The sequence below is a fragment of the Mangrovibacterium sp. genome (assembly GCF_041596335.1).
Lineage (GTDB): Bacteria > Bacteroidota > Bacteroidia > Bacteroidales > Prolixibacteraceae > Mangrovibacterium.
Genome location: NZ_JBFHIT010000013.1, coordinates 1 through 24,641, shown reverse-complemented (window position 1 = coordinate 24,641; position 24,641 = coordinate 1). Strand labels below are relative to the sequence as shown.

The following is a 24,641-nucleotide window of genomic DNA, read 5'->3' as shown; positions in this document are numbered from 1 at the left end:
CTAGTTTACCTCAAAGCCAGTAGACAGAACTAGAAACAGAGTTAACACAGAAAGAAAAGGTTAAAAAAGCAATCGCAAAAGCGGTTGCTTTTGTTCTGTGTGTACCGTGATAACTTCTTTTTCTGGAAAATTCCAATCGTAACTCGATTTAAACGGCCATAAGACGAAGTTTTGGCATGGTACTTGTACTCGTTTGCTTCAGTAGTTTGCCTCAAAACAGGTAAGTGAAACAACAAGAATAGTTTTTTCAGACATACATAAAGAGAAAAGGTTAGAGAGCGATTACCCGACGGGGTGATTGCTCTTTTTTTTTTGCTTCGTTTACCAATGTTGAATTGGATGGCAACGACGTATTGATTTTGAAATTCCGGAGATCAAAATGAAAGAGGAAGACCCCGAAACCAGTTCGGGATTTTCCTCTTCGATGTATGTTTGAGAATTTTGAGCGAACCAGGTTGGTCTATTTTTTTAAGCCACTGCGTTCCAGTAAGGCATCTATTGTTGGTTCCTGTCCGCGGAAGCGTTTGTAAAGCTTCATCGGGTGTTCGCTGCCACCTTTTTCCAGAATGTTTTTACGAAACGAGTCGGCTGTTGCCCGGTCGAAAATGCCATTTTGTTGAAATACCGAATAGGCGTCGGCGTCGAGAACTTCGGCCCATTTGTAGCTGTAGTAGCCAGCATCGTAGCCTCCGGCAAAAATGTGCGAAAAGGCTGTGCTCATCAGCGATCCTTCAACCGGCTTAAGCAACTGAGTTGGTTGCATCGCTTTGGCTTCAAATTCCGGAATGCTTTCCGTCAGTGCTTCGTCGCGGGTGTAATAAGCCATGTCGAGCATGCCAAAGCTTAGTTGGCGCTCCTGAAAATATCCCGACTGGAAATTCTTAGCCGAAATGATTTTCTGAATTAGCTCTTCGGGTAGCTTTTCGCCGGTTTCATAATGCACGGCAAATTGGTCGAGCCATTCTTTTTCGTAGGCCCAGTTTTCGTGCATTTGCGACGGCAACTCTACAAAATCCCAGTAAACGCTGGTCCCCGAAGTGCTGGCATACCGACATTGGCTGAGCATCCCGTGCAGGGCATGGCCAAATTCATGCAGGTAGGTGGTCAGCTTGTCGAATGTAAGTAGCGAAGGTTTGGTTTCGGTTGGTTTGGTAAAGTTGCAAACAATACTGATGTGTGGCCGTTTGTTTTCGCCATTGAGCAGATATTGCGAGCGGTAGTCGGTCATCCAGGCGCCGGAGCGCTTGCCCTCGCGAGGGAAAAAGTCCATGTAGAAAACGGCGATAAACTCACCTTTGGCGTTAAATACTTCGTAGGCTTTTACATCCGGATGGTAAACTTCGATGGTTGGATTTTCCTTGAAATCCAGTTGGTACAATTGACTGGCCAATCCGAAAACTCCTTGGGTTACATTTTCCAGTTTGAAGTAGGGTTTCACCTCCTCCTCGTTGAATCCGTAGCGGGCATTTTTGAGCTTCTCCGAGTAGTAAGCCCAGTCCCAGCGTTCGATGGTACCTTCGAAGCCGAGCTCGCTGGCGAACTGCTGAACTTCGGCTAAATCGGCTTGGGCAAACGATTTCGAAGCCTGGTGCAATTCGTCGAGGAAGGTGACCACTTTTTCAGGGGTTTCGGCCATTCGGCGTTTCAGCTTAAACTCGGCATGCGAATTAAAGCCCAGCAGTCTTGCCTTTTCAAGCTTCAGATCCAATATCTTTTTAATGATTTCCTTGTTGTCGTACTCATTGTCTTGGTTTCCCTTGCACGAGGAGGCCCGAAATAGTTTCTCGCGCAAATCTCTTCGGTCCGCGTATTTCATAAAGGGGAGGAAGCTCGGATGTTGAAGGGTGAAAATCCAGCCTTCTTTTTCTTTTTGTTTTGCGGTGAGTGCAGCTGCTTCGCGCACAAAACCAGGCAGTCCCGAGAGTTCTGCTTCATCGGTCAGTTGCATCTCAAAGGCGTTGGTTTCGGCCAGTATATTTTGCGAAAACTGAAGCCCGAGTTTACTCAGTTCGCCCGTAATCCGGCGGTATTTCTCTTTATCTTCGGCATTGAGGTTGGCGCCGTTTCGCACAAAACTTTGGTAGCTGTTGTCGAGCAGGGTCTGCTGTTCCACCGATAGTTTTAATTCATCTTTTTGCGCATAAACCGCTTTTACACGGGCAAACAAATCTTCGTTCAGGCTAATGTCGTTCCCGAATTCCGAGAGCATTGGCGCAACTTCCTGAGCAATTTTCTGCATCTCGGCGTTGGTCTCGGCCGAGTTTAGGTTGAAGAAAACTCCCCGGATAATGTTCAGCCGTTCGCCGGTGTGTTCCATTGCTTCAATGGTGTTTTCAAAAGTCGCTGCTGCCGGATTGTCGATAATGTCCTGGATTTCAGCCTTCGCAAGTCCGATTGCTTCTTTGAAAGCTGGTAAATAATGGTCGTTTTTAATTTTAGTAAACGGAGCGGTATCGTGTAGGGTATTGAAAGGCTCCAATAGTGGATTTAATCCGATTGCTGTATCTTTTGTTTCCATACTCTAATGCTGGTTTTTCTGTTTTCGGGCGATTATTTTTTTCTTTTTGTTGTCTTCTTTTTCTTCTCAACCGACCAGCCAAATTTACCAATCTGCTCACCAACTTTGAAATAGTGTCCGTGAACGTAACAAATTGGCTTGGCTTGTTTTAGGCTGAATGCCCCGGTTTCGGGGTCGAGGTAGCGCTCGTCGGCAATCACGTTCACCACTTCCGAGATAAACATATCATGGGTGCCAAGGTTCACAATGTCCTTCACCTTACACTCGATTGAGATGGGAGCTTCGGCCAGAATAGGGGCTTTTACGATGGTGGCCGGAGCAGGAGTGAGGCCCATTTCTTTCCATTTATTCACTTTCGAACCTGATTTTACGCCGCACCAGTCGGTTGCACGGGCGAGTTCTTCGGTGGTGAGGTTGATCACATATTCCCCTGTTCGCTTGATGATTTCGTAGGAATGGCGGGATGGCCGCACTGAAATGTAGCACATGGGCGGATCACTACAAATGGTTCCGGTCCATGCTACTGTGATTAGGTTGTATTCCTCGGGTGTTTCACCGCAGCTAACTAAAACAGCAGGAACCGGATAAACCATTGTTCCGGGTTTCCAGTCGGTTTTTTTGGGCGTTGTCATAGTGTCAATCTAAAATTAAGATTCAAAAAAAAAGGCGAAAATGAATGTGTTCGAGTGATCGGAATGGCGGATCAGCCGAGCTTGTCCGTCAATGGATTTCACTTTCGCTACAGGAAATGTACTGCAAAGTTAAAATTCCGGATGGGATGCGAAAAAGCATGGCCAATTTAGAGTCGGTGACGGCGCTTTTGCGGAATGCATGTAGGTTATTCTATTCGCTTGTTTCAGCTGTCGGAATCAATTGCCGGGCGATGGAAATAAAAACGGGGAGCCTTGCCAGGTTCCCCGTGAAAATATAGTGAGTTTGTTTTCGAAGCCTGGCCAGTCGAATTCCGATTGTGTTGGAGTAGTTTCGGCTAGTGCCTGGAATGGCTTCTTTGTGTTGAAATAGTCGAAGACAAAACGGTAATTTGAATGCGTTCGATTATTTTGGCTCGATCATGTTCATTATTTCGCTTGCTGCAAGAACCGGGTTTGCTCCTTCTTTTGATGCTACGATGGCACCGACAGCGCTGGCGAAATCAATGGCTTCTTGTGGCGTGCTGCCATTCAGAAGCTTGCTAATGAGCGATGCCAGGAATGAATCTCCGGCTCCGACTGTGTCGGCAACGGTTATTTTGTACCCGCGATTGTAAATAAATTCATCGCCAACAAAGAGGATGGCGCCATCTTTTCCCCGCGTTACGCAAATTTGGTTGGTGTTGGTATGTGAGGCCAAAAAACGAATTGCTGCTTCAAACGATTGGCTGTGGAAGCCCATATTACCGCAAATCAGAAAAATTTCATCGTCGTTCAGTTTAATGAAATCAGCCTGTTTCATCAGGTTCATCAGGGTTTCCTGAGAAAAGTGCGGAGGGCGCAAATTCACATCAAAAACCTTGAACTTCGCTTCTTTAAGCAAGGCGCATAAGGTATCTCTGGAGGTGCTGTTGCGCGCAATCAAACTTCCATAAATAAAGGCATCCGAGTTTCGCACTATTTCAATGTCTTGTGCCGAAATTGCTATGTCGTCCCATGCGCATGGCATCTTAATTTCATAAGTTGCCGATCCTTCCTGGTCGAGATGAACCAGCACGACGCTGGTTTCATAGTTCTTGCTAATCTGAATGTGGCCGGTGTTAGCGGCATAGGCCTTCATCTCCCGAATGATCTCGTGCCCAAGCTCATCATTGCCAATCGCGCTGATGACTGTGGCGTTGTTTCCGAGCGATTGAGCCCGGAGCGCCACGTTTAACGGGGCTCCACCAAGCTTTTTGCCGGAGGGGAGCATATCCCATAATACTTCTCCGTAACATACAATGTTTTTCATCTTAGCCGAGTTTAGTGTTTAATTCTTTCACACAGTCTTTCACTTTTTTGGTACGCAGCATGTTAAGTGAAGTCAGGAATGCATCGACAAATGTTTTGTTCTTTGCCAGATCACCAAAAATTTGTTCAATCTCGAGGAAGCGCACCGGGTTTTGATGCGATAGTGCCGCGGCGCGGATCAACTCGTTGCTCATGGCATCCTCAATGGGGTAGGTGTTTCCGTTTTCGTCCTGCCCATCGTTGTATCGGCACCACGCCGCGACAACAAATGCAGCCCGGGCAAAACTGCCGCCGGTTTTTAGTTGTGCTTTGATTGTTGGCAGTACAAAAATTGGGAACTTAGCCGAGCTTTCCAGACAGATTCTCGAAATGAGGTCTTTAATGTAGATGTTCTGGAAACGTGCGATCAGGCTGTCCTTGTATTTTTCCAGGTCGATATCACCCAGGTTGCCAAGTGTCGCGCTGGCTTCTGCGTCCATGAATGCCCGAAGGAAGGTTTTAAAATCTTCGTCGCGAGCTGCTTCGTCGATGGTTTTGTAGCCGTGCAAGGCGCCAAGCATTCCCAGTACCGAGTGGCCGGCGTTCAGCAGGCGGAGTTTCATGTTTTCGAAAGGAACAACGTTTTCAACAAACTGAGCACCCACTTTTTCCCATGCAGGTCGTCCTGCTTTAAAATCATCTTCGATTACCCATTGAATAAATGGTTCACAAACAACCGGCCATTGGTCGTCCAGGAGAAATTCTTCCTGAAGATTGGCGATATCGGTTGCAACGGTTACCGGAGTAATGCGATCGACCATGGCGTTGGGGAATGACACGTTCTCTTCAATCCAGCCCATCAGTTCGGGTTCTGCTTTTTCAACGTAGTTTAAAAGCGACTTTTTGGCCACATCGCCATTGCCTTGGATGTTGTCGCACGATTGGATGGTGCAACCACCGGTGCCTCGCTGCATGCGCAGTTTTAGTGCTTGGGCCAGATAGCCAAATACGGTTTTTGGCGACATTGGGTTTTTCATGTCTTCAACGATTACCGGATTGCTGAAGTCGAATTCGCCGGTGCCTTCGTTTAAGTTGTAGCCACCTTCGGTAATGGTTAATGAAATGATTTTAATATCCGGATTTGCCATCTTTTCGATGACAGCGATCGGATTCTCCGGCGCAAAAATAAATTCCACAATCGATCCAATCACCCGTGCGTTTAGCGAGCCGTCGAGCTCTTTGATCACCAGCGTATATAAGCCGTCCTGGTCTTTCAGTATGTTGTAAATGCGCCGGTCGTAATCCAATAGTCCGATGCCGCAGATTCCGCAGTCCAGAACGCCGTAGCGCTCCATCAGTTCGTTGGTGTAATAGGCTTCGTGAGAGCGGTGGAAGTTTCCAACACCAATGTGTACAATGCTGGTTTTTACTTGGTCCCGGTTGTAAGATGGAACTTTTACGTTGGCGGGCAGTTTGCTTAAGTTTTCCTGATTTAAAGCGATTGATGTTTTCATATCTTAAATTTTTTTGATTTACGATTATTAGCTGATTAATGCTTTTTTCCGGCGAAGATTCCAGTAGGCAAATACAAAATAGCCAATGGTGCAGTAGAACGCGTATCTCCGGAAAAGATCTTTGTTGAATTGGTAGGTTTCCATATCGGGACTTCCAAACATGGTGTTGATTGCCAGTGCGGTAATTGCCAGCAGACAAGTAATCGCGATGATGTTTAGTATTTTCGACAGGATTGAAGTGTCTTTGTGTTGCACTTTTTCGTGCTTGGCTTTTTCTTCCTGATAGATGGCAATGTCTTTTTGAAGTTGTTCCTCTTCCTTAATTTCTTCAGTGTAATCTTTTGACGCGCCATTCATTTTTGCCATTACGGTATATAAAATGGCGGTGAAGAACCATGTTGGAATGAAGAGATAGTAGAACGACATGATGTTTAGCGCATTCAGCCCGAATCCAAGGGTGAGACCTGCTCCCCATGCTATAATGGCTGGTTTGCTGGATGTTAGTTTTTGGTAGTACGCCCAGTATCTGGTTAATCCGATTTTTGGGAAGACAAAATGTTCGGTAAATACGATCGCGCCAACCGGCACAACCAATAGTCCGGCGTAGGTAAGCATTGGGAGTATTTTCGAGAATACGAAGGGGAAACAGGCTGTGATAACGGTAATGATTCCGACAACCAGGGTTGTTTTTCTTCGTGAATGGTTTTTGAAGATGGCTTGTGCGGCAAGACCGGCACGATATAGGTTGGCGTTTGCAGTAGTCCATCCGGCAATAATTACAATCACAAAACCCGATGCGCCTAAGGCGTAATACGCTACATCACCCGGGTCTAACGACATCACAGGTTTGTTCATTAATACACCGGCGCCAGCGCCCATAATACCAGCGGCAATCCACGCAATGTAGTGCCCGAAGAGCATCCCAAAACTGGAGTAAACACCATAGCTGGCTTTTTTCGCAAAGCGAAGAATGGCCATATCAATTAGTCCGACGTGTGTGATGGTGTTCGCGGCCCAGGCAAAACCGATAACCTCAAGCAAGCCAATGCCGGGTTCTCCGGAGTTTGTCACCCCTTGCCAGATGGACTGGTCGCCAATCTGCAGAAACTCGTTAAAGTTTGAAATTGAGGTTGATCCGATGACGGAGTGAGCGAGTGCAGGTAGTAGAACCAGAGCGCCGGCAACAAATAAGGTGAATAGCCAGGGGGCGCATATCGTGGAAAAGTCGGCGACAGTGTTGAATCCGTATATGGCAACCAAGACCACAATAAGGCCCACGATAATAACAATGAGGATGAACCAAACATTGGTTGAATACCAGTTTAGCTGTGCCGGAATGTTAAAAAGAAAGCGAACGGCTGACGATGATACTGTGATCATGGCAGCGGATATGACAATGAAAATGATTGCGTTGGCCCAATTGTAAAGCTTGGTCATCGAGTCTCCGGCAATCTTATTGAGGTAGGTGTATAAACTAAGTCGTGTTTGCACAGCGATTGGCGAAGTGAGGAATGTCCAACTAAGTACTGCCAGAATGTTCCCGATAAGAAGTCCAAAAAGGATGTCGCGAGTGCTGGCTCCCAGCGATACAAAGGTCGCTCCAATTACGAATTCGGTAGCGGCAACGTGCTCGCCCGCATATAGTCCGGCAAAATGTTTGCCACCGTGAAGCTTGTTCTTGGCAACCGGAAGTTGTTCTTCATCCAGTTGATCGAAGTTTCGTGTTGAATAATTTTTCATTGGTATGATGTTTTAGTTTGATTTAGAAAAGTGAAATGGCCAGCTGTAATGCGCCAACTTTTGACTCCGGGTTCCAGAAGGCAGTTCCCGAAACAGGGAATTTCTTCGCTAGCAGAGTGACATCGTGGCTTACGGTTAGTCCCAGGTTTACTACGTTTGCGTTTTCGCTATAAAAGGTTTTTTCAGTAGCGAATGAAAAAGCACCTCCTGCAAATAAGGTCAATTTAGTGTCCTGATGGGGAAAGAGCGTGTATCGCAATTCCGCATAATTAGAGAACGAGTTGGTCGTGGACCCGTCTTCATTTATTTCGTAATCGCCTCCGTTGCCAAACAGAATGGTCGACCAGTAAATGGTAAGTGGCACGTCGTCGGATAAGGTGTATTCCGCCACGATATCGACAAAGTTCGGCGAAGTTTTTTTATTGTAGCTAAAAATATTTGGTTCGTCGTAGTCGCTGTAGTTGTTGTGGCTAATCAGCGACAGCTTGAAGTTGTTGCTAAGGCGGTAGGTGCTGTAGTATGAAAACTCTTTGTAGTTGCCGTTAAAGCTTGCGCCTCCCCATAATCCGGCAATAAACTTTTCGTTCGCGGATACATACTCTATGCTTGATGCGATCATCGCTCCCGGGGTGACAACGAAGCCATGCCACAGGTGCATGTTTTTCAGTTCTAGGTTGACGCTGAAATTGTCTGCGATTGATTGTTCGTCCTGTGCGGTGGCACGATTCGTATGCAGTAGTAGTGCAATTAAAATGATGGTGACAGCTGATAATGGCTGGTTAAAGCGTATATCATGGATCTTTCTTTTGGCTGGTTTTTGTGTTCCTCTCTCGATTTTAGTTCCCTTTACTTTCATGATGAATGTTCATTAGTAAATTACTGATTAGTTTTAAAAGCGTAAAAAGTACGTTAGCTGAACAAATGTAAGTGATTATCTTTTTAACTTGCAAATATTTTGGGTGTGTTAGTTTGCTTAAATCATGTAAGTGGCAGAACAACAGCAATATAAATGTGTGTGTTGTTCAGCATGTGTGGTTGTGTTGTGTCGTTTTATTGGGTTCTAATGACGGTTTTATTGTTGTTGAGGTTTATCAAACGTACAAGATACATTGGTGGGCTTTGGTGGCGTGTTAGTGAGGAAATTTAGGAAATATCTAAATTGGTTCTTATATTTGTTTGCGTTAGGTGAAATTAAAAACGTGTATGTAACGTTTAATATTTATGGATTTTAGAAAGATTCCGAACATATCTGTTGATTGTGTCATTTTTGGGTTCGACCAGGATGGCATTAGCATTCTTTTGTCGAAACGAACGCTGCAAATGTACGACGACAAATACCCCGTAATTGACGACTGGGTGTTGACGGGCGACCACGTAATGAAAAGTGAACGGCTGGATGAGTCGGCCGAGCGTATTTTTAAAGAGCTTACCGGGCTCGGGAAAGTGTATAAAAAGCAGTTTCGAACCTTTGGAAATCCAACCCGGATAAAAAACGAAAAGGATTTGCTTTGGCTGAAAAGCAGGGGCGTTAATCCCAGGGTGATGTCGGTGGCTTATTATTTTTTACTGCCGGCAGAAAGTGTACAGCTTAAAGATGAGAATATTCAGTGGTATCCCATCCAAAAACTACCAAAGCTCGGGTTCGATCACGAAGAAATTATCAGGCAGGCCTATGCCGATTTGCAGCTAAAAGTAATGAGTGAGCCGGTTATTTTTGAGTTTTTGGATGATCGGTTTACGCTGAATGAGCTGCAATTTGCTTACGAGTCGGTGCTCGATGTTGAAATTGACAACCGTAACTTCAGGAAGAAGGCCATTAGCAAAGCTTACATTGTGCCGCTCGACGAAAAAAGAGTTGGAGGAGCTTCGAAAAAGCCTGCCGGTTTGTATATGTTCAGCCGCGATATCTACGAGAAAATCAGTCGTAAGTATCACATCATTAATATTTAAGTCCATCGTAGTCAGAATTTCATGGCTAATCCCAATCCATTGCTTGTTGATCCAAGTTTTATGCTCAGGCCATTTGCTTCGCGGTAGCCACTGTTGTAGTAAGCGAGGGCTTTGTGGGCTTTTTTTCGGAAGGCAATTTTAAATGGAATCGACGCGATAAGGCAGCCTCCACCAATATAGGCGAGGTTCCAGTTGGGATCGGTGTTGTCCCGCAGCGAATCAATAATCGGATAAGTAATCAGGATGCTTGCCGCCGCGCTAAAAAGCCTCCCAAAGCTGTAGCTAACGGCCATTGGTTTAGCGTACTTCAGCATGTTTGGGTCGCTCCCAAATAGCTTGACTAGTTGCTCGGGTGTCATTTCAATTCCGCATTTCACGTAATATTCTTTCGTAATCAGAAAACCTCTGGTTGTGAGGCCAATGGGTTCGTTCGCGAACTGAGCAAAGCTTTCAGCCTGGGATGACGCAATTAGAATGAACAATAGAAGACAGAATCGTTTCATGCAATTGGAGGGTTTTAAATTCAATTTAAAGCGATGCCGAACAGGCTCGGGCATGCAATTTAATAGATTAATGGGACAATGCTATGGGGGCGTGGTTCAAAATTAATGATGCAGGAAGGGCGATGGTGGGTTTTTATTTTGACTTTCGGTATCCCAAAAAAGAAACAGACCGCCGGGGAGGCAGTCTGTTTCGTATTTTTAGCGCAATGTGCCGATTAAAGCCCTTTCTTATTCAGAATGGTTTCAATCTCATCCATCACCTTATTCATGGCATCAATCGCTTTTTCAAACGGTTCGGCTGTAGTCATGTCTACGCCGGCATTTTTTAGCAATTCAATAGGGTAATCGGAACTGCCGGCAGCCAGGAAATCCATATAGTTTTTCAGCGCCTTTTTGTCGCCACTCATCACTTTCTCGGCCAGCGAGATTGACGCGGTGAACGAAGTGCTGTACTGATAAACATAGAAGTTATAATAGAAGTGCGGAATGTAGGCCCATTCCATTGCGATATAGTCATCTACGTGGCAAATTCCCTGATCGTGTCCGTAGTAACGTTTCACAATGTCGCTGTATATTTCCGAGAAGCTGTCGCCGGTAAGTGGTTTTCCCGCTTCGGCTTCTTCATGTATTTTCAGTTCAAACTCGGCAAACTGGGTTTGGCGGAAGAGCGTTCCTTTAAATCCATCGAGCCAGTTCATTAGCAGCGATAATTTAACGTCATCGTCATCAACTGTTTTAATCATGTGATTAAACAGGAGTACTTCGTTGAAGGTTGAAGCCACTTCGGCCACAAAGGTTACATAGTCGGCAGTAGGATAGGGCTGGGTTTTATTGCTGAAATAACTTTGCATGGTGTGTCCCAGCTCATGCGCCAGTGTGCTCACGTCGTTATACAGGTCGTTGTAGTTGAGTAAAATAAATGGATGGCCGTCGTAAAAAGCGCCGTTTGAATAGGCTCCGGTTACCTTCCCTTCGGTCGGGTAAACATCAATCCACCGTTCGTTGATGGCTTTTTCAACGGTCGAAACATACTCTTTGCCAAGCGGTTTCAAAGCCTCGATAACCAGCTTGCTACCTTCGTCGTAGCTGTAGTTTAGGTCAATGTTTTTCACCACGGGTGCATACAGGTCGAGGTACTTAAGCGTATCCACGGCCAGCATTCGTTTCTTTATTTCCAGATACCGGTGGAAAGCCGGCAGATTTTTATTCACATTATCAACCAGCGAGTGGTACACATCAACCGGAATGTTGTTGGGGTAGAGCGATGCTTCCAGCGACGATTCGTAATGGCGGGCTTCGGTGCGAAACAGATCGGTTTTCACATTGGCACTCAGCATTTCGCCATAGGTGGCTTTGTATTGGGCAAAATTATTCCAGTAAGCACGAAACACAATCTCGCGGTCGGTGCGGTTATCCGAAGCGCGGAACTTGCTGTACTCGGCACTGCTGACTTTCAGTTTTTCGCCGTTTGAGAGCGTCACTTCCGGCGAAGGCATCTCGGCATTTCGGAATGTGTTGTACACCGAGGAGGGAGTGCCGCTAATCATTCCCGAAAGCGCCATGATGCGTTCTTCTGCTTCGCTCAATGAATGTTTTTGGGTGCGGAACATGTTTTCCAGCGGAACCCGGTAAATTTCCAGTTTTGGCTCGTCTTTTATAAACGTTTCAACGGTTGGCCAACCGGCACCTAAAATTTCGGGCTCAATAAAAGCCGCTTTGGCTCCGAAAGTCGAGAACAGATGGCGCAGCTCTTGTTTCATACCATTGTATTTCGAGTCGCGCGAGTCCAGGTCTGAGTTCATGCTGGCATAAATGTACAGCTTCGAGGCTTCTTTCGAGATGGACGTGTTGTATTGAAGGGCTTTAAGCAAGTTGTCAGCCGACTGAGTCAGGCTTCCTTTTAGTTGTTCAACCTGCTCCAGTTTTTTGGTGATTTCTTCCATGGCTGCGCGCCAGTCTTCGTCGGAGCTGTATAAGTCGCTTAAATCCCACTTGTATTTGTCGTCGAGGGTAGCCCGGTTATTTTGTTGCGCATATAAATTGCCTGCAACAAGCGTTAGCAAAACAAATAGAACGATTGATTTGCACATGAATAGCCAATTTTTCATAGAATAATGGATTTTAATTTTCACAGGGAATAGGTATGCGAAAATCCGGAATATTACAGTTTTTGCTCAAAATTGTGTCTCTGGTGTTTTCAATTGCCTGTTGCGCGGTGTTTTATTTTGAAGGAATGTTCGCCTGTAGAAAATCGCTAAACAGTCACGGTTGACTGAAGTCAGTGTGCTGCAGTCGTAAATTCCGCCAACATTGAGTCCGGTTTTGTTAAGCTAACGAAGTCAAATTAGGCTGAAACCTGTACCTTGAAACCTTCCTCTCTCAGTCGGTCGGCAATTTGGTCTAGCTCTTCAATGCTGACTTTTTCGAGTCCCTGAGCGGGAGTGTCGCGGGCAATCGTATAAATCATCACCTGTCCCGGGGCAATCTTTTTCAGAGCAGCCAGCCAGGCATCCAGTTCTTCCGGACTGGTATTGTCTATTTTTCGGCCTTTGTGTTCGCCCCGCACAAAAAGGGTTTGAATGATTGCCGATGATCCGAACCGGGCGAGCTGATCAATGACCGACTCTAAATTGAATGATCCCATTGGGCAGTCGAGCAGTTCCACGGTTTCGGCAATGGCCGAGTCCAGTTTCAGAATGTTGTCATCCACTTTCAGTAAAGCCTGAAAAACCGGTTCCCGATGAATCATGGTTGAGTTGGAAAGCACAGCAATGCGGCAGTCGGGTGCGTATTGGTTTCGCAGGCTGATAGTGTCGTCAATAATTTCGGCAAACTCGGGGTGAAGCGTTGGTTCCCCGTTTCCGGCAAAAGTAATCACATCGGGCAACTCGCCGGCATCGTTCATTTTTTGTAGCTGAGCTTCGAGGCGGTTAGCCACCTCTGCGCGTTTGGGTAGTTCAGCTTTTTGCTCCCGTTTGCGGGGAGTCCAGCCACATTCGCAGTAAATACAGTCGAACGAGCATACTTTGCTGTCGACAGGTAATAGGTTTACACCCAGCGAAACACCCAGCCGGCGGCTTTTTACAGGGCCAAAAATGATTTTATCGAAAAGGAAAGTTGCCATTGAAACAAATTTGCGGCAAAAGTAAGGATTATATTAGTTTTTTCAACCGGCTATCTTCGCTCAGGCGAAGCTTCGAATAGTCGATCCCGGAAAGAACAACCAAGCCGGGGCGCTTCCCAACTTCCAGCGTTCCGGCTTCGTTGAGGCCCAGAACCGATGCAGTCCGGGCCGTAAAAAGCGCAATCAGCTCAACAAGCGAAGAGTCCGGTTCGTGAATTTGAATATTCTTCATCCAGTTGAAACTAAATTTTGGATCTTGGCTGCTTGCCGGACGATAGCGCTCGAAAGGCTTCAGTTCGGGCAAGCGGCCGAAAAGCTCTTCCTGTGTAATTAATGACGAAAGATTAGGGAAGGCCGGGCAAATAATGCCACTGTGAAATTCCATCCCGGCTTGCTCCCTCAGCCCGTTTTCATTGGCGGTAATTTCAAGAATGACCCCCGACTTGTCGAGTTCAACAATTCCCTTCGGAAGCACATCGCCCTTGGCTGTTACTACTAGGTGAGCCGCGAATTTCATTCCTGTTCGGGGTTTACTTTTATTTCTTGCTTGGTTCTGAAATCCTCAATTTTCAGATTCAGTCGTTCTACCACCTCTTCATAAATTTTTTCGTAAACTTTCGGGCTGGCAGAGTAATAAATGATCGACCTTGCCAGAATCGAATCGTTGATATTGTGTTTGTTTAGTACCGCCTGGTAAACAGCCTCCGACTCAATCTTCAGGCTATCGTTCGCGTTATAGCGATCGTGGTCGGCAATTGCTTCTCCCAAATGCATATCATAAAGTACATCCACCATTTCGGCTTCGCTGAGCAGTTCCTTTGGTTTTGGGTAGCCCTTATTTTTGCACGAAAGGGCAAACAGCAAAGCAAGCAGGAAAAAGAGCGGTACAAATTTCTTCATCTCCGAATAATTTTTGAAATCAATTGTGCGCCAAAGTTAAGATTCCCGAACTGATATTCCCAGAGCCGACTAAAAAACTGCGTCACCGTGCGTTGGTGGTCGGTTGAAGTCTGTGTTTCTTGGGCTTTCAGTCCCATTCAGGATGCTGATAAGCTTGTGTAAATTTTCGGCAGAAATCTTAATATTTTAATTTGGGTTGAAGGAATAAGCCTTACTTTTGGGACTGTTATCGGTTTCGCGACTGTTTCGGCAGTCAGGATGAAAAGGGAATCCGGTGTAAAACCGGAGCTGTCCCCGCAGCTGTAAGCCCGTGAAACGATTTCGGAAATGTACGCCACTGTTCGCACCCAGCTGCCATTGGGACGAGCGGGAAGGTATCCGAAGTTGGGTGAGCCAGAAGACCTGCCGGTAATTCGAAGTTTTCGGGGCAAAGACGCAGCCCTCCGTGGCGCATCCCTGGCTTCATTGGCTCCCGCTTTCTGCCAATCGTTGGGAGCAATGTAACTGTTAAAAGCTGTCGGTCAGGGGCCACAGCTTTTTTTTATGGCTTCAAAATCTACCTTTAATTTATTCAACCCACTTCGGGGCTTGGTTTCCCCCAATTTCATTGGGGGTGATGAATGGTTTAATGCCTTCGGGATTTAGTTTGCCGGCTGGTTTGGGTGCAATTTTCCGGGGAAACTCCGAAGGAGTGTCAGGTGCATCACCGCCAGTGAAACTGGCGGTAGAAAGGCTTAATGACCCGGGAACGCTGAAGGCGTTCAATGTTTTTTTGTTTTAACGCTCCCCTCCGCTATTTCCGGAATACCCGCCGAAAAAACTCATCAACCCGAGAAACGGGTTCAATATGAATGTTGAATTTACTGAAGTTGAGGGCTTTGCCGTTGGCCGGGACGAAGATTCGTTTCATGCCTAGTTTTTCGGCTTCGGCTATGCGCTGCTCCAAGCGGTTTACAGCCCGTATCTCGCCCGACAAGCCTACCTCGCCGGCAAAACACTGGGTTTTGTCGACCGCCAAATCGAAGTTCGAGGAAAGTACGGCTGTGATCACTGCCAAATCAATGGCCGGATCATCAACTTTGATTCCCCCGGCAATATTGAGAAAAACATCTTTGGTGGCCAGCTTGAAGCCTGCCCGTTTTTCGAGTACCGCCAACAGCATATTCAGCCGGCGAAGGTCGAAACCGGTCGACGAGCGTTGCGGCGTTCCGTAGGCGGCTGTGCTCACCAGACTTTGGATTTCGATCAGCAGCGGACGGTTGCCCTCAATCGCGCAGGCAATAGCTGTTCCGCTCAAGCCCTCGTCGTCGCGGTTAATCAGCAGCTCCGAAGGGTTGCTAACCTCGCGCATACCCGTGTTGTTCATCTCGAAAATACCTAGCTCCGAGGTAGAGCCAAAGCGATTTTTAATGGCTCGCAGAATTCGGTACATATACTGGTTTTCACCTTCGAACTGCAACACCGTGTCCACCATGTGTTCCAGTACTTTGGGGCCGGCCAGGCTTCCTTCTTTGGTAATGTGGCCAATTAGTATTACCGGGATGCGCCGTTCTTTGGTGAACTTCAGAATGCCGTTGGTGCACTCGCGAATCTGGCTCACACTGCCCGGCGACGATTCAATATACGAAGTGGCAACCGTTTGAATGGAGTCGATCACCAGCAGTTCGGGCTCCATATGTTCGCAATGGGTGAGAATGTTTTCGAGCGAAGTTTCACTTAGGAAGAAACAGTCCTCGTTTTCACGTTTCAGGCGGTTGGCTCGGATTTTAATCTGCTGAATACTTTCCTCGCCCGACACATACAAAATCTTTCGGCCAATCAGGTCGAGCGCCACTTGCAGCACCAAAGTCGACTTGCCAATGCCCGGTTCGCCCCCTACCAGCACCAGTGAGCCCGGAACCAATCCGCCACCCAGGGTGCGGTTAAGCTCGCTGTTGCGGGTGTCAATCCGTTCAACCTGCCCGGCACCAACTTCCGACAGTCGTTGCGGTTGCGCGCCACTGGCCGAGCGCGAGGGAAGCGGGCTTTTCGTTTCCTTCACCTCTACTTCTTCAACAAAAGAGTTCCACTCGCCGCAACTGGTGCAGCGTCCGACCCACTTGGGCGAGCTGTTCCCGCAATTCTGACAGGTATAAATAGTTTTGAGTTTGGCCATTCCGGACTTGATGATTGATTTTGGTGAATAAAAGTAATGGTTTTGACTGAATCGTCTGGCATCGGATTGAACGCAAAGCCACGAAGGCGCAAAAAAGGTCAGATGAAAGCGCTCCGGTGATGTTGATCGGTTTGGCTGGGTTGCATGCGCCGCAGGCTGACTTTGCCTTTGTAACGTCAATTTCTTTTGGCCTTAGGCCGGGCTGGCCGATACTTTTCCAGTCGATGAAAAGGATCCAAAATCTTGTCAAAACGAACCCTCAACCGAGCGTTTTGACGGCCCGCGCACCGTTTTGAGAAGCTTCATGGCAATTTTGCGAGTTTCTTTCAACTCACCCCAAGCTCGCTACGCTTGCTTTTCCCCTCTCTATAGGTAGAGAGGGGACGAGTCGGATCAATCCGGCAGGGATTGTATCCGGGTCAGGGGAGAGTTAAAACTTGGTAAACTTCAAACTCATTCACACCGATTGCTCCTGTTTCGGAGAAGCTGATTTCTGTGTGGCGAATTTGTTTGGCGTTGGTATTTTTGCGGGTTTTTTTCAGCTCACCCTTGGTTGATATACTATAGTTTGCCCCAATCCGAATTGGCTAATTCAAGGACAAATTCATCAATAGTGCCATGAGTGTATTTCACTTCTATGAGGTGAAGGCTCTCGAATTCATACCAACAATAATCATCTAAATAACGGTGGAATAGGAATTTCTTGATTCCAACTTGGTCTGGATAGAAGAATTCCGAGTCGATCAATGATTTTCGGATTTGTTGTGAAAATTTTTATCTAGCGATCAGATGATAGTCTCTAAAGAATAAAATTTATAAATGTCTTGCTCTGTCCCCCTTATAATATTCAGTACTTCAGGTCTCTTATCCAAAAGAGTGTCAATAATAGGACGCGAAGTGGACTGTTCAGAAAAGTGGATCGCCCTATGGCAAAATGGACATAGACAGAAAATGTTATCGAGTAAATCGAAGTTTTTGTTGTACTGCTTCTGCAAAGAGATTGGGATCAAATGATGTGCTTCTAGGTATGGAAGGTTTGTATACTTGGAAATAAATAATTCATGGGATGGATTGCACTCACATCTGTAATCTTCTACGGTCATTCGATGTTGAGCAAGTTTTCTGTCTCGTGTGAAAGCTTCCTTGCTTGCTAACTTTGCGATCTTTATTTCATCTTTTTCTTGTATTAAGGATTGGTAGATTGAGTCTGAATCATCTTCGAGTGCACCTATGTTTTCGGCTCTCCACTGGTTTTCAGGCATTGATCCGATCCATAGTTTATTTTGTAGTTTAAAAAGGAACCAGACGGTACCAGATTCCGGCTTAAAGCCAGCTGTTTGGGATATGTATAGCCTTAGTTCTGGTTTGTTATTTTTAGGAAAGACAAGATTCAGATATATCTTTTGTCCCGAGGGATATAATAGGAATTCTTTTTTTGATAGGCGGGGATTTGACGCAACTTTTCCAACTGTGATATTTGAAAGGCCGAAGTGATTGATTAGTAATTCAGCTTCTGCATCTGTGGCTGTGATCTGTGAGTCGTAATATTCTCTTTCTGTAACGATTGAATAAGAACCATCTTTTGTCCCAAATTTCAAAAATTGATTAATATTAAACTCCATATGCGTTTTTTATAAGTATTTAGTTATCGATTCAGCGATTCTCTCGATCACGGGAACCGAGACAGAGTTGCCAAATTGTTTATAAGCCGATGAGTTGCTTTTATGGTAAATAAAAGATTCCGGATATCCTTGAAGTCTAGCGCACTCCCTGGGGGTTAATTTCCTGGGATTCTTCCCTGGTTGAGGAATGAGACATTCTTTTCCGTCTTTGTAATACCTTGCAACAATTGTATTTGAAGGTTTGTCAAGGTCAGCTTCTTTTGTTGAAAATCCGGTTCCCCGTTCTAAGTTTCTTTTGGATCTGTTCTTATGTCCTTGCCAAAGTCTGTCTGAAATGGTATACTTTTCATCGACAGAATTTTCCAATATCGATCTCAAGGGGATTGGCTCACCTTCAAAAGAAGGAAATTTGTAGTTAATGGTGGCATCTCTAAAACAAACCATGTAGGTCCGTTGTCTTCGTTGAGGTACTCTTGTTTGGGAATTTACTACTTCAGAGCTGAAGCTATATCCTAATTCCTTGATCATTGTCTTAATAGTCTCGAAAGTTCTACCCTTATCGTGAGATCTTAGGTTTTTTACATTCTCAAGAAAAACAGCTTTAGGGCGTTTTACGTCAACAATTCGGAGAATGTCAAAGAATAGGTTACCTTGATTAGAATCATTGAATCCATGTTCTTTACCTAGAAAATTTCTTGCTGAGACACCGGCAAGGCTAAATGGTTGGCATGGAAAGCCAGCGGCTAGCAGATCGTGATTGGGAATTAGTTTATCGAGTAGGTCATCTGAGATATCAGGACCGGTAAACTTCCTAATGTCGCCAAATGGGATTTCTCCGAAATTCATTTCATAAGTTTGCTTCGCAGCTTTATCAATTTCTGAGGAAAAGACACATTTTCCATCTTGCTTCTGTAATGCAATTCTAAATCCTCCAATTCCCGCAAAAAGGTCAATAAAAGTGAACTTTGGGTTTTCCGGAGGAGGAAATGGAACATCCCATTTTAACGGAAGCTTCAATGCAGTTTCTTCAACCTTGTTCAGTTTCGAACCATTAAGTTGTTCCTCGAATGGTTTATAGTAATTGTCGCGACTGTATTCAGCTGGGCTTTGAAGGTAATGAGTGAAACCTGCTAAAAGATCATCGAGTTCTTTTTTTCTTTCGAACTCTAACTTTTTGCGGATGTCTGAGTATTTAATCAACATGCGTCGAAAAGTTTAGAGGTGAAAAATTCTGAGAATGAGATGTCAAATGCTTTGATGATTTTGTGGATAGCTTGAATGGAAACATTTCGTTTTCCATTTTCCACGCTGGTTATATAAGTGCGGTCGAGATCTGCTTTGAGTGCTAAAGCTTCTTGGCTGTAGCCCTTTTCCGCTCTCAGCTCTTTGATTCTTTGTCCAAAATTCTTTTGAATGTCCATGGGTCAAAACTACCCTGATGTTGATTATGGGTCAACGGACAATGAGTCACATTGGGTGTTAGTTTTCCACAAAATGACTCGATGGTTAGTAAGTCGGAATGCAGTTTATGGAAGAATTTCTGTGAGGAGATTATGAAGGGTCTTTTCCCGATTTTCTTTCTTCAATTCACACCCCCAAACCGTAATTACTTTCCATCCCTGCACATTCAGGGCAATTTCGGCTTCGCGGTCGCGTTGTTGAGTGCCTTTAATTTTTTGGAGCCACCATTCAGTTCGGGTTTTGGGGAGTACAAAATATTTACAGCCTTTGTGTCCGTGCCAAAAGCAGCCATTTACAAAGATGACGGTTTTGTATTTTGGTAGGACGATATCGGGTTTTCCGGGCAGGCTTTTCACATTCAACCGATACCGAAAACCCTGTGCAAACAAATACTTCCGCACCAACAGTTCCGGCAAGGTATCCTTTCCGCTGATGCGGCTCATGTTGTAGCTGCGGGTTTGTTTGTTGTGTACATCGGCCATTGGGTAAAGTTAGGAAACGGGTAGCACAGCGCAAAGGAAGTCGGTTGGCAGTACGTACATAAACAGCTTGATTTTGACGCGGCAACCAATTACTTTTAGGCCGACGCCGGTGGGGTTTCAAATCAGCCCACAAGAGTACGAGGAGCCGGTGCCGACACACAAGCCGATGAGAAAGCAACAAATACCTGCAAGTTTGCGGTGGACCGCACTTTTAATTGCGAGCCTGGCCATGTTTGGCAATTATTACCTATACGACAGTGTAGCCTATGTGGGCAAGGAACTGATGGATGAGCTGGGTTTTTCGAACGAAGACTTCAGCCGGCTCTATTCGGTATACAGCGTGGCGGCTGTTGTTGTGTTAACCTTTAGTGGGCTGCTCATCAACCGCTTTGGTGCCCGGGTGGTTATTCTGGTTGCCGGAGTCATATGTGCTGTGTCGGGCTTTGTTACTGCGGCAACCGACCAGTTGACCGTGATGTTGGTCGGGCGGTTTTTGCTCGGGTTTAGCGCCGAGCCGCTCATTGTGGCCATCACGGTGGTGCTGGCCAAGTGGTTTCGTGGTAGGGAGCTTGGCTTTGCCCTCGGTGTGAATCTGTTTATTGCCCGGGCCGGTTCGTATGCTGCCGACTGGTCGCCAACCTGGGCCAAAGCCATTTACGCGCAGGGCTGGCATCAGGCTTTGGTACTGGCCGGAATGATTGGTTTGCTCTGTGGCATTGGCGGAGTTGTTTATTTTGTGCTCGAAAAGCGGGCGTCGAAAAACTATGTGTTGGGCGCCGGGCAGGAACCCGATCGCTTAAACCTTCGTGAATCCTTTCAATTTACTCCTTCGTTCTGGTTTGTGGTCATTCTTTGTATGACCTTCTATTCGGCCATTTTTCCGTTCCGCGGCTTTGCGCCCACCTTTTTTGTGAATGCACACGGGGTGTCGGGCGAGTTGGCCGGGCAGCTCAATAGCATGGTCATTGTGGCGTCCATGTTAGCCACTCCGTTTATTGGCTTGCTGGTCGATAAAATCGGACACCGGGCGCTGATGATGTTTATCGGTTCGGTCATTATTCTGCCGGTTTTCCTGTTGCTCATTTATGCTGATATCAACCTGTTTATTCCGGTTACCATGCTGGGGGTTGCAACTTCATTGGTGCCGGCAGTGATGTGGCCGTCGGTAGCCTATATTGTTGAAGAAAAAAAGCTGGGAACCGCGTATGCATTGATGACCCTGATTCAGCAAATTGGAGTTGCCGGTTTCGTTTGGCTGGTGGGAAAAGCCAATGATCTGTCAGCCGCTTCGGCTGCCAATCCAACCGGCTATCATGCGGGGATGTGGATTTTCAGTACACTGGGCATCGTCGGGCTGGTTTTTAGTTTTCTGCTTTATAAAACCGAAACAGGCCCACGCGGGCATGGACTGGAAAAACCATCGGCCAAAGCGGCACCTGTGATTAGTCCGGATAAAAAAGATGACCGGTAAGCTTTATGAACCGTCGCCCAAAAAGCACACAACGCGGAATCATGGCAGCGAAAAGTCCTCTCCTTCAGCCTCCCGTTGCAGGAGTGCGTGGATTTTTGTTGGGGGCACCTTCGCTCAATGTCAGTTCCCGAACACCGATTGTTATTCCCAGTCGAGTAGCCGCTTCTCGCCGGTAAGCTGTTGAATGGCGGTGATTTCCTGCGACACTTCCACCACGCCACGATATGTTCCGGCTTCGTCGCGAAGGGCAAAATACTGAATGAGCAAGCGTTCGCCCTTCATGTTAATCCAGAAGCTGGCCACATCTTTTTTGCCTTCGCGGAACGACTGCACAATTTTTTCGACCACATGCACGCTCTCTTTGGGGTGGCAGTTGTGCACATCGCGGCCAATAATGGCTTTGGTGCGCGGAAAAATGCGCTTTTTGGGAGTGGAGAAATACTGCACCTTATCGTGCTCGTCGACAAACGTGATGTCGACCGGTAGGTGGTTGAACAGCAGTTTTATTTGTTCCAGGCTCAGGCGTCCGGTTCCCAAGTCGGCCAGACCTTCGGCAAACAATTCGGGCTGGGCGGCAACGGGTGTCGTCTCGGGTTGGTAAAAGGGAAAGCCAATTTCGAGACTTTCAGCCAGCAGCGCTTCCAGTTCGGCCGAGGGAATTGTGTCGGCCACCAAGGGGTACAAAATACGTTCTTCGCGAAAGCGAATGGCAGCCATGTTGAAATACAAATCGCCGGTGCACCGGTTAAATTCGTTGAGCTGCAGGTAGTTGTTGCTGAGTAGTGTGATGGCTTTTTTCAGGTTGCGGCGAATATCGTCGTGGAACGACCACATGACCGAGAGACAGCGAAATTCGGGCAAATGCTTCTCAATAACCGGAAACAGCAAATTTTCTTTAATAAGGTAGTATCTTCCAAACGGTTCCAGCGCTTGCAGTCCGGTCAAAACAGACTGCCTTAAATCCGCGTTGGCCGGGGTGCTGTTCAGCGCTTTAATGTCTGGTTTCAGTGCGTTCAGCTTTTCGGTCATCAGGCGGTTGTTTTCCTGCAAAATACCCAAGTAGCTGTTGGCCGGAGGTGCCGTGTACGGATAGTCGGCAAGAGGCTTGTGCAGCAAATTCAGCAGTTTGTTGATACCTTTTTTCAGCTCGGGCATGGGTATGTTCTCCTTCACCAAGTCGTCAACCAGGTAAATTATATCCGACGGAATGCACCGGCTTATAATCTCGTGGAACTCCTCGTAAAGCGCTTTTACATTTTCGCTCGCAAGAATGGCCCGAAAAAGCGTCGTTAACTTTTGCAGACGTTCGGTTTTGTGGTTGGTAAATTCAGACATCGATATTGGTTTTAAAAAATGGTAGAAAAGGGATTGAATTCGCTTACGGTTTTCAGGTGACGAAGATACGGACTCCGGTTTTTTGTCGCGCTCTAATTTGGGTTGAATGGAGTTCGGCTCGTTCTATTTGCGGCTGAAAACCAGATCGAGGGTCGAACTGTGATTCCCGGCCAGGCTCTGAATTGTTTCGCTCTCGACCAGCGTGTTGAGGGCGTCGCGAATGGGAGCATAGCTGAAATGAAGGGGGCAGGGATTGTTTTCGTCGCAGTGTTTTAGCCCAAAGCCGCAACCTTCGAAAAGCGTATTTCCTTCAATGGCTGTAATCACTTGTTTCAGCGAGAGCGCCGGATGTGCCGGGTGAATGGAGTAACCGCCGTTTTTCCCTTTGGTGGATTCAATAAATCCTAAACGTACCATTCGTTGAAGAATCTTCGCCATAAAATGGGGAGGCGTTTCAACTTCTGTTGAAATTTCGGAAATACCCGGACGACGGTCGTTCTGGTTCTGCGACTGAATGTAAACTAAGCCTCGTAAGGCATATTCGGTTTCTTTTTTAAACACGGTTTGCAGCTTTTTTACAAAGGTAAATATTTTTACAATCGACAAGTAGACCTTTTAGTCTACGAAAGAATTTATTTGTATATTTGTGCCATCAATCAAAATAAAAGTAAAGACATGGAAGAGTTGAGTTTGGGCAAAATGCAGATTGGCGAGATCGTTGCTGACGATTTCAGAACAGCGAGTGTATTTCAGGAAGCGGGCATCGATTTCTGTTGTGGAGGAAAGCAATCGGTTGGCGAAGCTTGCCGGGATTTAAACCTCAATCAGGCGGAGTTGGAGCAAAAAATTGAAGCCGTAAAACGTTCGCCGATCAGTCAGGCCTTGAATTTTAAGGACTGGGAACTCGGGTTCTTAATGGACTACATTGTAAATACGCATCATAAATATGTGAAGGCAACATTGCCCGATTTGGTTTTTTATACCGATAAAATCGCTTCGGTTCATGGTGCCAATCATCCGGAGCTGATTGATATTGCGAAAAAGATAGTTGCTGTAAATACCGAGCTGACCCAACATTTGAAAATGGAGGAAGAGGTGTTGTTTCCGGCAATAAAAACGTTGCTGGCAAACCCAAATGAGGCTTCGAAAGCAACAATTAGCAGCGAGATTGCCCGCATGTTGGGCGAACACGATTTTGCCGGAGGCGAATTGGATGAAATTAACCGCACGACCGAGGGCTACAAACTGCCCGATGATGCCTGCAATACTTACAAAGTCGCGTTTCAAACTTTAAAGCAGTTTGAAGATGATATTCACGTTCATGTGCATTTGGAGAATAATATCCTTTTCCCCAAAGCGCTGCAACTGGCGAACTAAATTAGTCAGATTACAATCGTACATCTCCCATCTCGATTTTACCAATCGGGCTGGGATTTTTTTTGTGTTTTGAGTCGTTCCGGGAGCTAGTGGATCTGGCGGCTTTCACTCAAATCCGGTCGCTCGACGAGTCATTCGAACAGGCAATCAAGGAAACACAATAGGTTGATCTCTACCGGTATCCGGCCATTGAACTGTTTAATAGGAAAGCCTAATTAACATTACAAACCGGCATCAGTGCAGAATTGTTTCGTTGTTCACCGGCTTCCTTCAACTAAAAAACCCGAAGCATGAGCCTCGGGTTTGTCTATTGTTTGGTTGTTGTTTCTACACAATTTTGTTGGTTTCCGTGTCGGGGAAAACCAGTTGCGGTTTGAAGCTTTTGGCTTCTTCAAAGTCCATGGTGGCATACGAAATAATGATCACCACGTCGCCAACAGCCACTTTACGGGCAGCCGGGCCATTCAGACAAATAACACCTGTGTCGCGTTTTCCCTTTATGACGTATGTTTCCAGCCGTTCGCCATTGTTGATGTTCACAATCTGAACCTTTTCATTTTCGATCAAATT

At 46.2% G+C, this 24,641-nt stretch carries 23 protein-coding genes and 1 riboswitch; of the genes, 3 read left to right on the top strand and 20 right to left on the bottom strand.

The genetic code is table 11. The features are described 5' to 3' along the window. Positions 1 to 460: 460 nt before the first annotated feature. From ABZD21_RS06825 to ABZD21_RS06800, 6 genes are all read right to left on the bottom strand, one after another. Positions 461 to 2,518, bottom strand: a complete 2,058-nt coding sequence (locus ABZD21_RS06825; protein WP_372773879.1) for a M3 family metallopeptidase — start codon at positions 2,516 to 2,518, stop codon at positions 461 to 463. A gap of 32 nt (positions 2,519 to 2,550) precedes the next feature. Further along, complete coding sequence (locus tag ABZD21_RS06820) at positions 2,551 to 3,150, bottom strand: flavin reductase family protein (protein WP_372773878.1); 600 nt, start codon at positions 3,148 to 3,150, stop codon at positions 2,551 to 2,553. Between the two features lie 424 nt (positions 3,151 to 3,574). Then, a complete protein-coding gene (locus ABZD21_RS06815) occupies positions 3,575 to 4,459 on the bottom strand; it encodes a carbohydrate kinase (RefSeq protein ID WP_372773877.1) in 885 nt (294 codons plus the stop codon). A 1-nt stretch (position 4,460) separates the two neighbouring features. Continuing rightward, the gene (locus ABZD21_RS06810; protein ID WP_372773876.1) at positions 4,461 to 5,951 is read right to left on the bottom strand and encodes a mannitol dehydrogenase family protein; all 1,491 of its coding nucleotides are present in this window, start codon (positions 5,949 to 5,951) and stop codon (positions 4,461 to 4,463) included. A 27-nt stretch (positions 5,952 to 5,978) separates the two neighbouring features. Continuing rightward, positions 5,979 to 7,691: a cytosine permease gene (locus ABZD21_RS06805; protein WP_372773875.1), complete on the bottom strand. Its 1,713-nt coding sequence runs from the start codon at positions 7,689 to 7,691 to the stop codon at positions 5,979 to 5,981. A gap of 22 nt (positions 7,692 to 7,713) precedes the next feature. Beyond that, complete coding sequence (locus tag ABZD21_RS06800) at positions 7,714 to 8,547, bottom strand: hypothetical protein (RefSeq protein WP_372773874.1); 834 nt, start codon at positions 8,545 to 8,547, stop codon at positions 7,714 to 7,716. Positions 8,548 to 8,912: 365 nt separating this feature from the next. On the opposite strand from ABZD21_RS06800, the gene ABZD21_RS06795 reads away from it, so the two are divergent. Further along, complete coding sequence (locus ABZD21_RS06795) at positions 8,913 to 9,641, top strand: NUDIX domain-containing protein (RefSeq protein ID WP_372773873.1); 729 nt, start codon at positions 8,913 to 8,915, stop codon at positions 9,639 to 9,641. An 11-nt stretch (positions 9,642 to 9,652) separates the two neighbouring features. Here the strand turns inward: ABZD21_RS06795 and ABZD21_RS06790 are convergent, their stop codons facing one another. The 11 genes from ABZD21_RS06790 to ABZD21_RS06740 all read right to left on the bottom strand — a co-directional run bounded on the left by ABZD21_RS06790 (position 9,653) and on the right by ABZD21_RS06740 (position 19,888). Then, complete coding sequence (locus tag ABZD21_RS06790) at positions 9,653 to 10,144, bottom strand: hypothetical protein (RefSeq protein WP_372773872.1); 492 nt, start codon at positions 10,142 to 10,144, stop codon at positions 9,653 to 9,655. Between the two features lie 215 nt (positions 10,145 to 10,359). Then, positions 10,360 to 12,252: an oligoendopeptidase F gene (pepF, locus tag ABZD21_RS06785; protein WP_372773871.1), complete on the bottom strand. Its 1,893-nt coding sequence runs from the start codon at positions 12,250 to 12,252 to the stop codon at positions 10,360 to 10,362. A 236-nt stretch (positions 12,253 to 12,488) separates the two neighbouring features. Then, positions 12,489 to 13,268, bottom strand: a complete 780-nt coding sequence (locus ABZD21_RS06780) for a radical SAM protein (RefSeq protein ID WP_372773870.1) — start codon at positions 13,266 to 13,268, stop codon at positions 12,489 to 12,491. Positions 13,269 to 13,296: 28 nt separating this feature from the next. After that, complete coding sequence (locus tag ABZD21_RS06775) at positions 13,297 to 13,785, bottom strand: hypothetical protein (protein ID WP_372773869.1); 489 nt, start codon at positions 13,783 to 13,785, stop codon at positions 13,297 to 13,299. Beyond that, positions 13,782 to 14,168: a DUF4296 domain-containing protein gene (locus tag ABZD21_RS06770; protein WP_372773868.1), complete on the bottom strand. Its 387-nt coding sequence runs from the start codon at positions 14,166 to 14,168 to the stop codon at positions 13,782 to 13,784. The genes ABZD21_RS06775 and ABZD21_RS06770 overlap by 4 nt, the downstream gene beginning before the upstream one ends. 213 nt (positions 14,169 to 14,381) lie before the next feature. Next, positions 14,382 to 14,593: riboswitch (cobalamin riboswitch) on the top strand. Between the two features lie 142 nt (positions 14,594 to 14,735). After that, positions 14,736 to 14,933, bottom strand: coding sequence for a hypothetical protein (locus ABZD21_RS06765; protein WP_372773867.1), 198 nt, complete (start codon positions 14,931 to 14,933; stop codon positions 14,736 to 14,738). A gap of 28 nt (positions 14,934 to 14,961) precedes the next feature. Further along, positions 14,962 to 16,323: a DNA repair protein RadA gene (radA, locus tag ABZD21_RS06760; protein ID WP_372773866.1), complete on the bottom strand. Its 1,362-nt coding sequence runs from the start codon at positions 16,321 to 16,323 to the stop codon at positions 14,962 to 14,964. A gap of 785 nt (positions 16,324 to 17,108) precedes the next feature. Continuing rightward, positions 17,109 to 17,945 (bottom strand): hypothetical protein, encoded by an 837-nt coding sequence (locus ABZD21_RS06755; protein WP_372773865.1) that lies wholly within the window; start codon positions 17,943 to 17,945, stop codon positions 17,109 to 17,111. 9 nt (positions 17,946 to 17,954) lie between these two features. After that, a complete protein-coding gene (locus ABZD21_RS06750) occupies positions 17,955 to 19,148 on the bottom strand; it encodes a DNA cytosine methyltransferase (RefSeq protein ID WP_372773864.1) in 1,194 nt (397 codons plus the stop codon). Then, positions 19,142 to 19,366 carry a helix-turn-helix domain-containing protein gene (locus ABZD21_RS06745; RefSeq protein ID WP_372773863.1) on the bottom strand — a complete coding sequence of 75 codons (225 nt, stop codon included), beginning with the start codon at positions 19,364 to 19,366 and terminating at the stop codon, positions 19,142 to 19,144. Before ABZD21_RS06745 ends, ABZD21_RS06750 begins: the two co-directional genes overlap by 7 nt. Before the next feature lie 105 nt (positions 19,367 to 19,471). Beyond that, positions 19,472 to 19,888, bottom strand: a complete 417-nt coding sequence (locus ABZD21_RS06740) for a very short patch repair endonuclease (RefSeq protein ID WP_372773862.1) — start codon at positions 19,886 to 19,888, stop codon at positions 19,472 to 19,474. Between the two features lie 166 nt (positions 19,889 to 20,054). Here ABZD21_RS06740 and ABZD21_RS06735 point away from each other — a divergent pair, with 166 nt between their 5' ends. After that, on the top strand, positions 20,055 to 21,359 hold the full coding sequence (locus ABZD21_RS06735) for an MFS transporter (protein WP_372773861.1): 1,305 nt from the start codon (positions 20,055 to 20,057) through the stop codon (positions 21,357 to 21,359). Between the two features lie 141 nt (positions 21,360 to 21,500). Here ABZD21_RS06735 and ABZD21_RS06730 read toward each other — a convergent pair whose 3' ends face one another. After that, positions 21,501 to 22,694, bottom strand: a complete 1,194-nt coding sequence (locus ABZD21_RS06730) for a DUF438 domain-containing protein (RefSeq protein ID WP_372773860.1) — start codon at positions 22,692 to 22,694, stop codon at positions 21,501 to 21,503. A 123-nt stretch (positions 22,695 to 22,817) separates the two neighbouring features. Next, a complete protein-coding gene (locus ABZD21_RS06725; RefSeq protein ID WP_372773859.1) occupies positions 22,818 to 23,255 on the bottom strand; it encodes an Rrf2 family transcriptional regulator in 438 nt (145 codons plus the stop codon). A 114-nt stretch (positions 23,256 to 23,369) separates the two neighbouring features. Between ABZD21_RS06725 and ric the strand changes: the two genes are divergently transcribed. Beyond that, on the top strand, positions 23,370 to 24,071 hold the full coding sequence (gene ric / locus ABZD21_RS06720) for an iron-sulfur cluster repair di-iron protein (protein WP_372773858.1): 702 nt from the start codon (positions 23,370 to 23,372) through the stop codon (positions 24,069 to 24,071). 327 nt (positions 24,072 to 24,398) lie between these two features. On the opposite strand, the gene panD is transcribed toward ric, so the two are convergent. Further along, the coding region (gene panD, locus ABZD21_RS06715; RefSeq protein WP_372773857.1) for an aspartate 1-decarboxylase at positions 24,399 to 24,641 on the bottom strand (243 nt) is incomplete at its 5' end.

Excerpts from the sequence above, each read along its gene's own strand:
- ABZD21_RS06735 (WP_372773861.1), top strand. The coding sequence starts at position 20,055 with ATGAGAAAGCAACAAATACCTGCAAGTTTGCGGTGGACCGCACTTTTA.
- ABZD21_RS06810 (WP_372773876.1), bottom strand. The coding sequence starts at position 5,951 with ATGAAAACATCAATCGCTTTAAATCAGGAAAACTTAAGCAAACTGCCC.
- ABZD21_RS06740 (WP_372773862.1), bottom strand. The coding sequence starts at position 19,888 with ATGGCCGATGTACACAACAAACAAACCCGCAGCTACAACATGAGCCGC.
- ABZD21_RS06780 (WP_372773870.1), bottom strand. The coding sequence starts at position 13,268 with ATGGCAACTTTCCTTTTCGATAAAATCATTTTTGGCCCTGTAAAAAGC.
- ABZD21_RS06805 (WP_372773875.1), bottom strand. The coding sequence starts at position 7,691 with ATGAAAAATTATTCAACACGAAACTTCGATCAACTGGATGAAGAACAA.
- ABZD21_RS06790 (WP_372773872.1), bottom strand. The coding sequence starts at position 10,144 with ATGAAACGATTCTGTCTTCTATTGTTCATTCTAATTGCGTCATCCCAG.
- ABZD21_RS06750 (WP_372773864.1), bottom strand. The coding sequence starts at position 19,148 with ATGTTGATTAAATACTCAGACATCCGCAAAAAGTTAGAGTTCGAAAGA.
- ABZD21_RS06745 (WP_372773863.1), bottom strand. The coding sequence starts at position 19,366 with ATGGACATTCAAAAGAATTTTGGACAAAGAATCAAAGAGCTGAGAGCG.
- ABZD21_RS06755 (WP_372773865.1), bottom strand. The coding sequence starts at position 17,945 with ATGGAGTTTAATATTAATCAATTTTTGAAATTTGGGACAAAAGATGGT.
- ric (WP_372773858.1), top strand. The coding sequence starts at position 23,370 with ATGGAAGAGTTGAGTTTGGGCAAAATGCAGATTGGCGAGATCGTTGCT.
- ABZD21_RS06825 (WP_372773879.1), bottom strand. The coding sequence starts at position 2,518 with ATGGAAACAAAAGATACAGCAATCGGATTAAATCCACTATTGGAGCCT.
- ABZD21_RS06815 (WP_372773877.1), bottom strand. The coding sequence starts at position 4,459 with ATGAAAAACATTGTATGTTACGGAGAAGTATTATGGGATATGCTCCCC.
- ABZD21_RS06800 (WP_372773874.1), bottom strand. The coding sequence starts at position 8,547 with ATGAAAGTAAAGGGAACTAAAATCGAGAGAGGAACACAAAAACCAGCC.
- ABZD21_RS06820 (WP_372773878.1), bottom strand. The coding sequence starts at position 3,150 with ATGACAACGCCCAAAAAAACCGACTGGAAACCCGGAACAATGGTTTAT.
- pepF (WP_372773871.1), bottom strand. The coding sequence starts at position 12,252 with ATGAAAAATTGGCTATTCATGTGCAAATCAATCGTTCTATTTGTTTTG.
- ABZD21_RS06795 (WP_372773873.1), top strand. The coding sequence starts at position 8,913 with ATGGATTTTAGAAAGATTCCGAACATATCTGTTGATTGTGTCATTTTT.
- radA (WP_372773866.1), bottom strand. The coding sequence starts at position 16,323 with ATGGCCAAACTCAAAACTATTTATACCTGTCAGAATTGCGGGAACAGC.
- ABZD21_RS06775 (WP_372773869.1), bottom strand. The coding sequence starts at position 13,785 with ATGAAATTCGCGGCTCACCTAGTAGTAACAGCCAAGGGCGATGTGCTT.
- ABZD21_RS06730 (WP_372773860.1), bottom strand. The coding sequence starts at position 22,694 with ATGTCTGAATTTACCAACCACAAAACCGAACGTCTGCAAAAGTTAACG.
- ABZD21_RS06770 (WP_372773868.1), bottom strand. The coding sequence starts at position 14,168 with ATGAAGAAATTTGTACCGCTCTTTTTCCTGCTTGCTTTGCTGTTTGCC.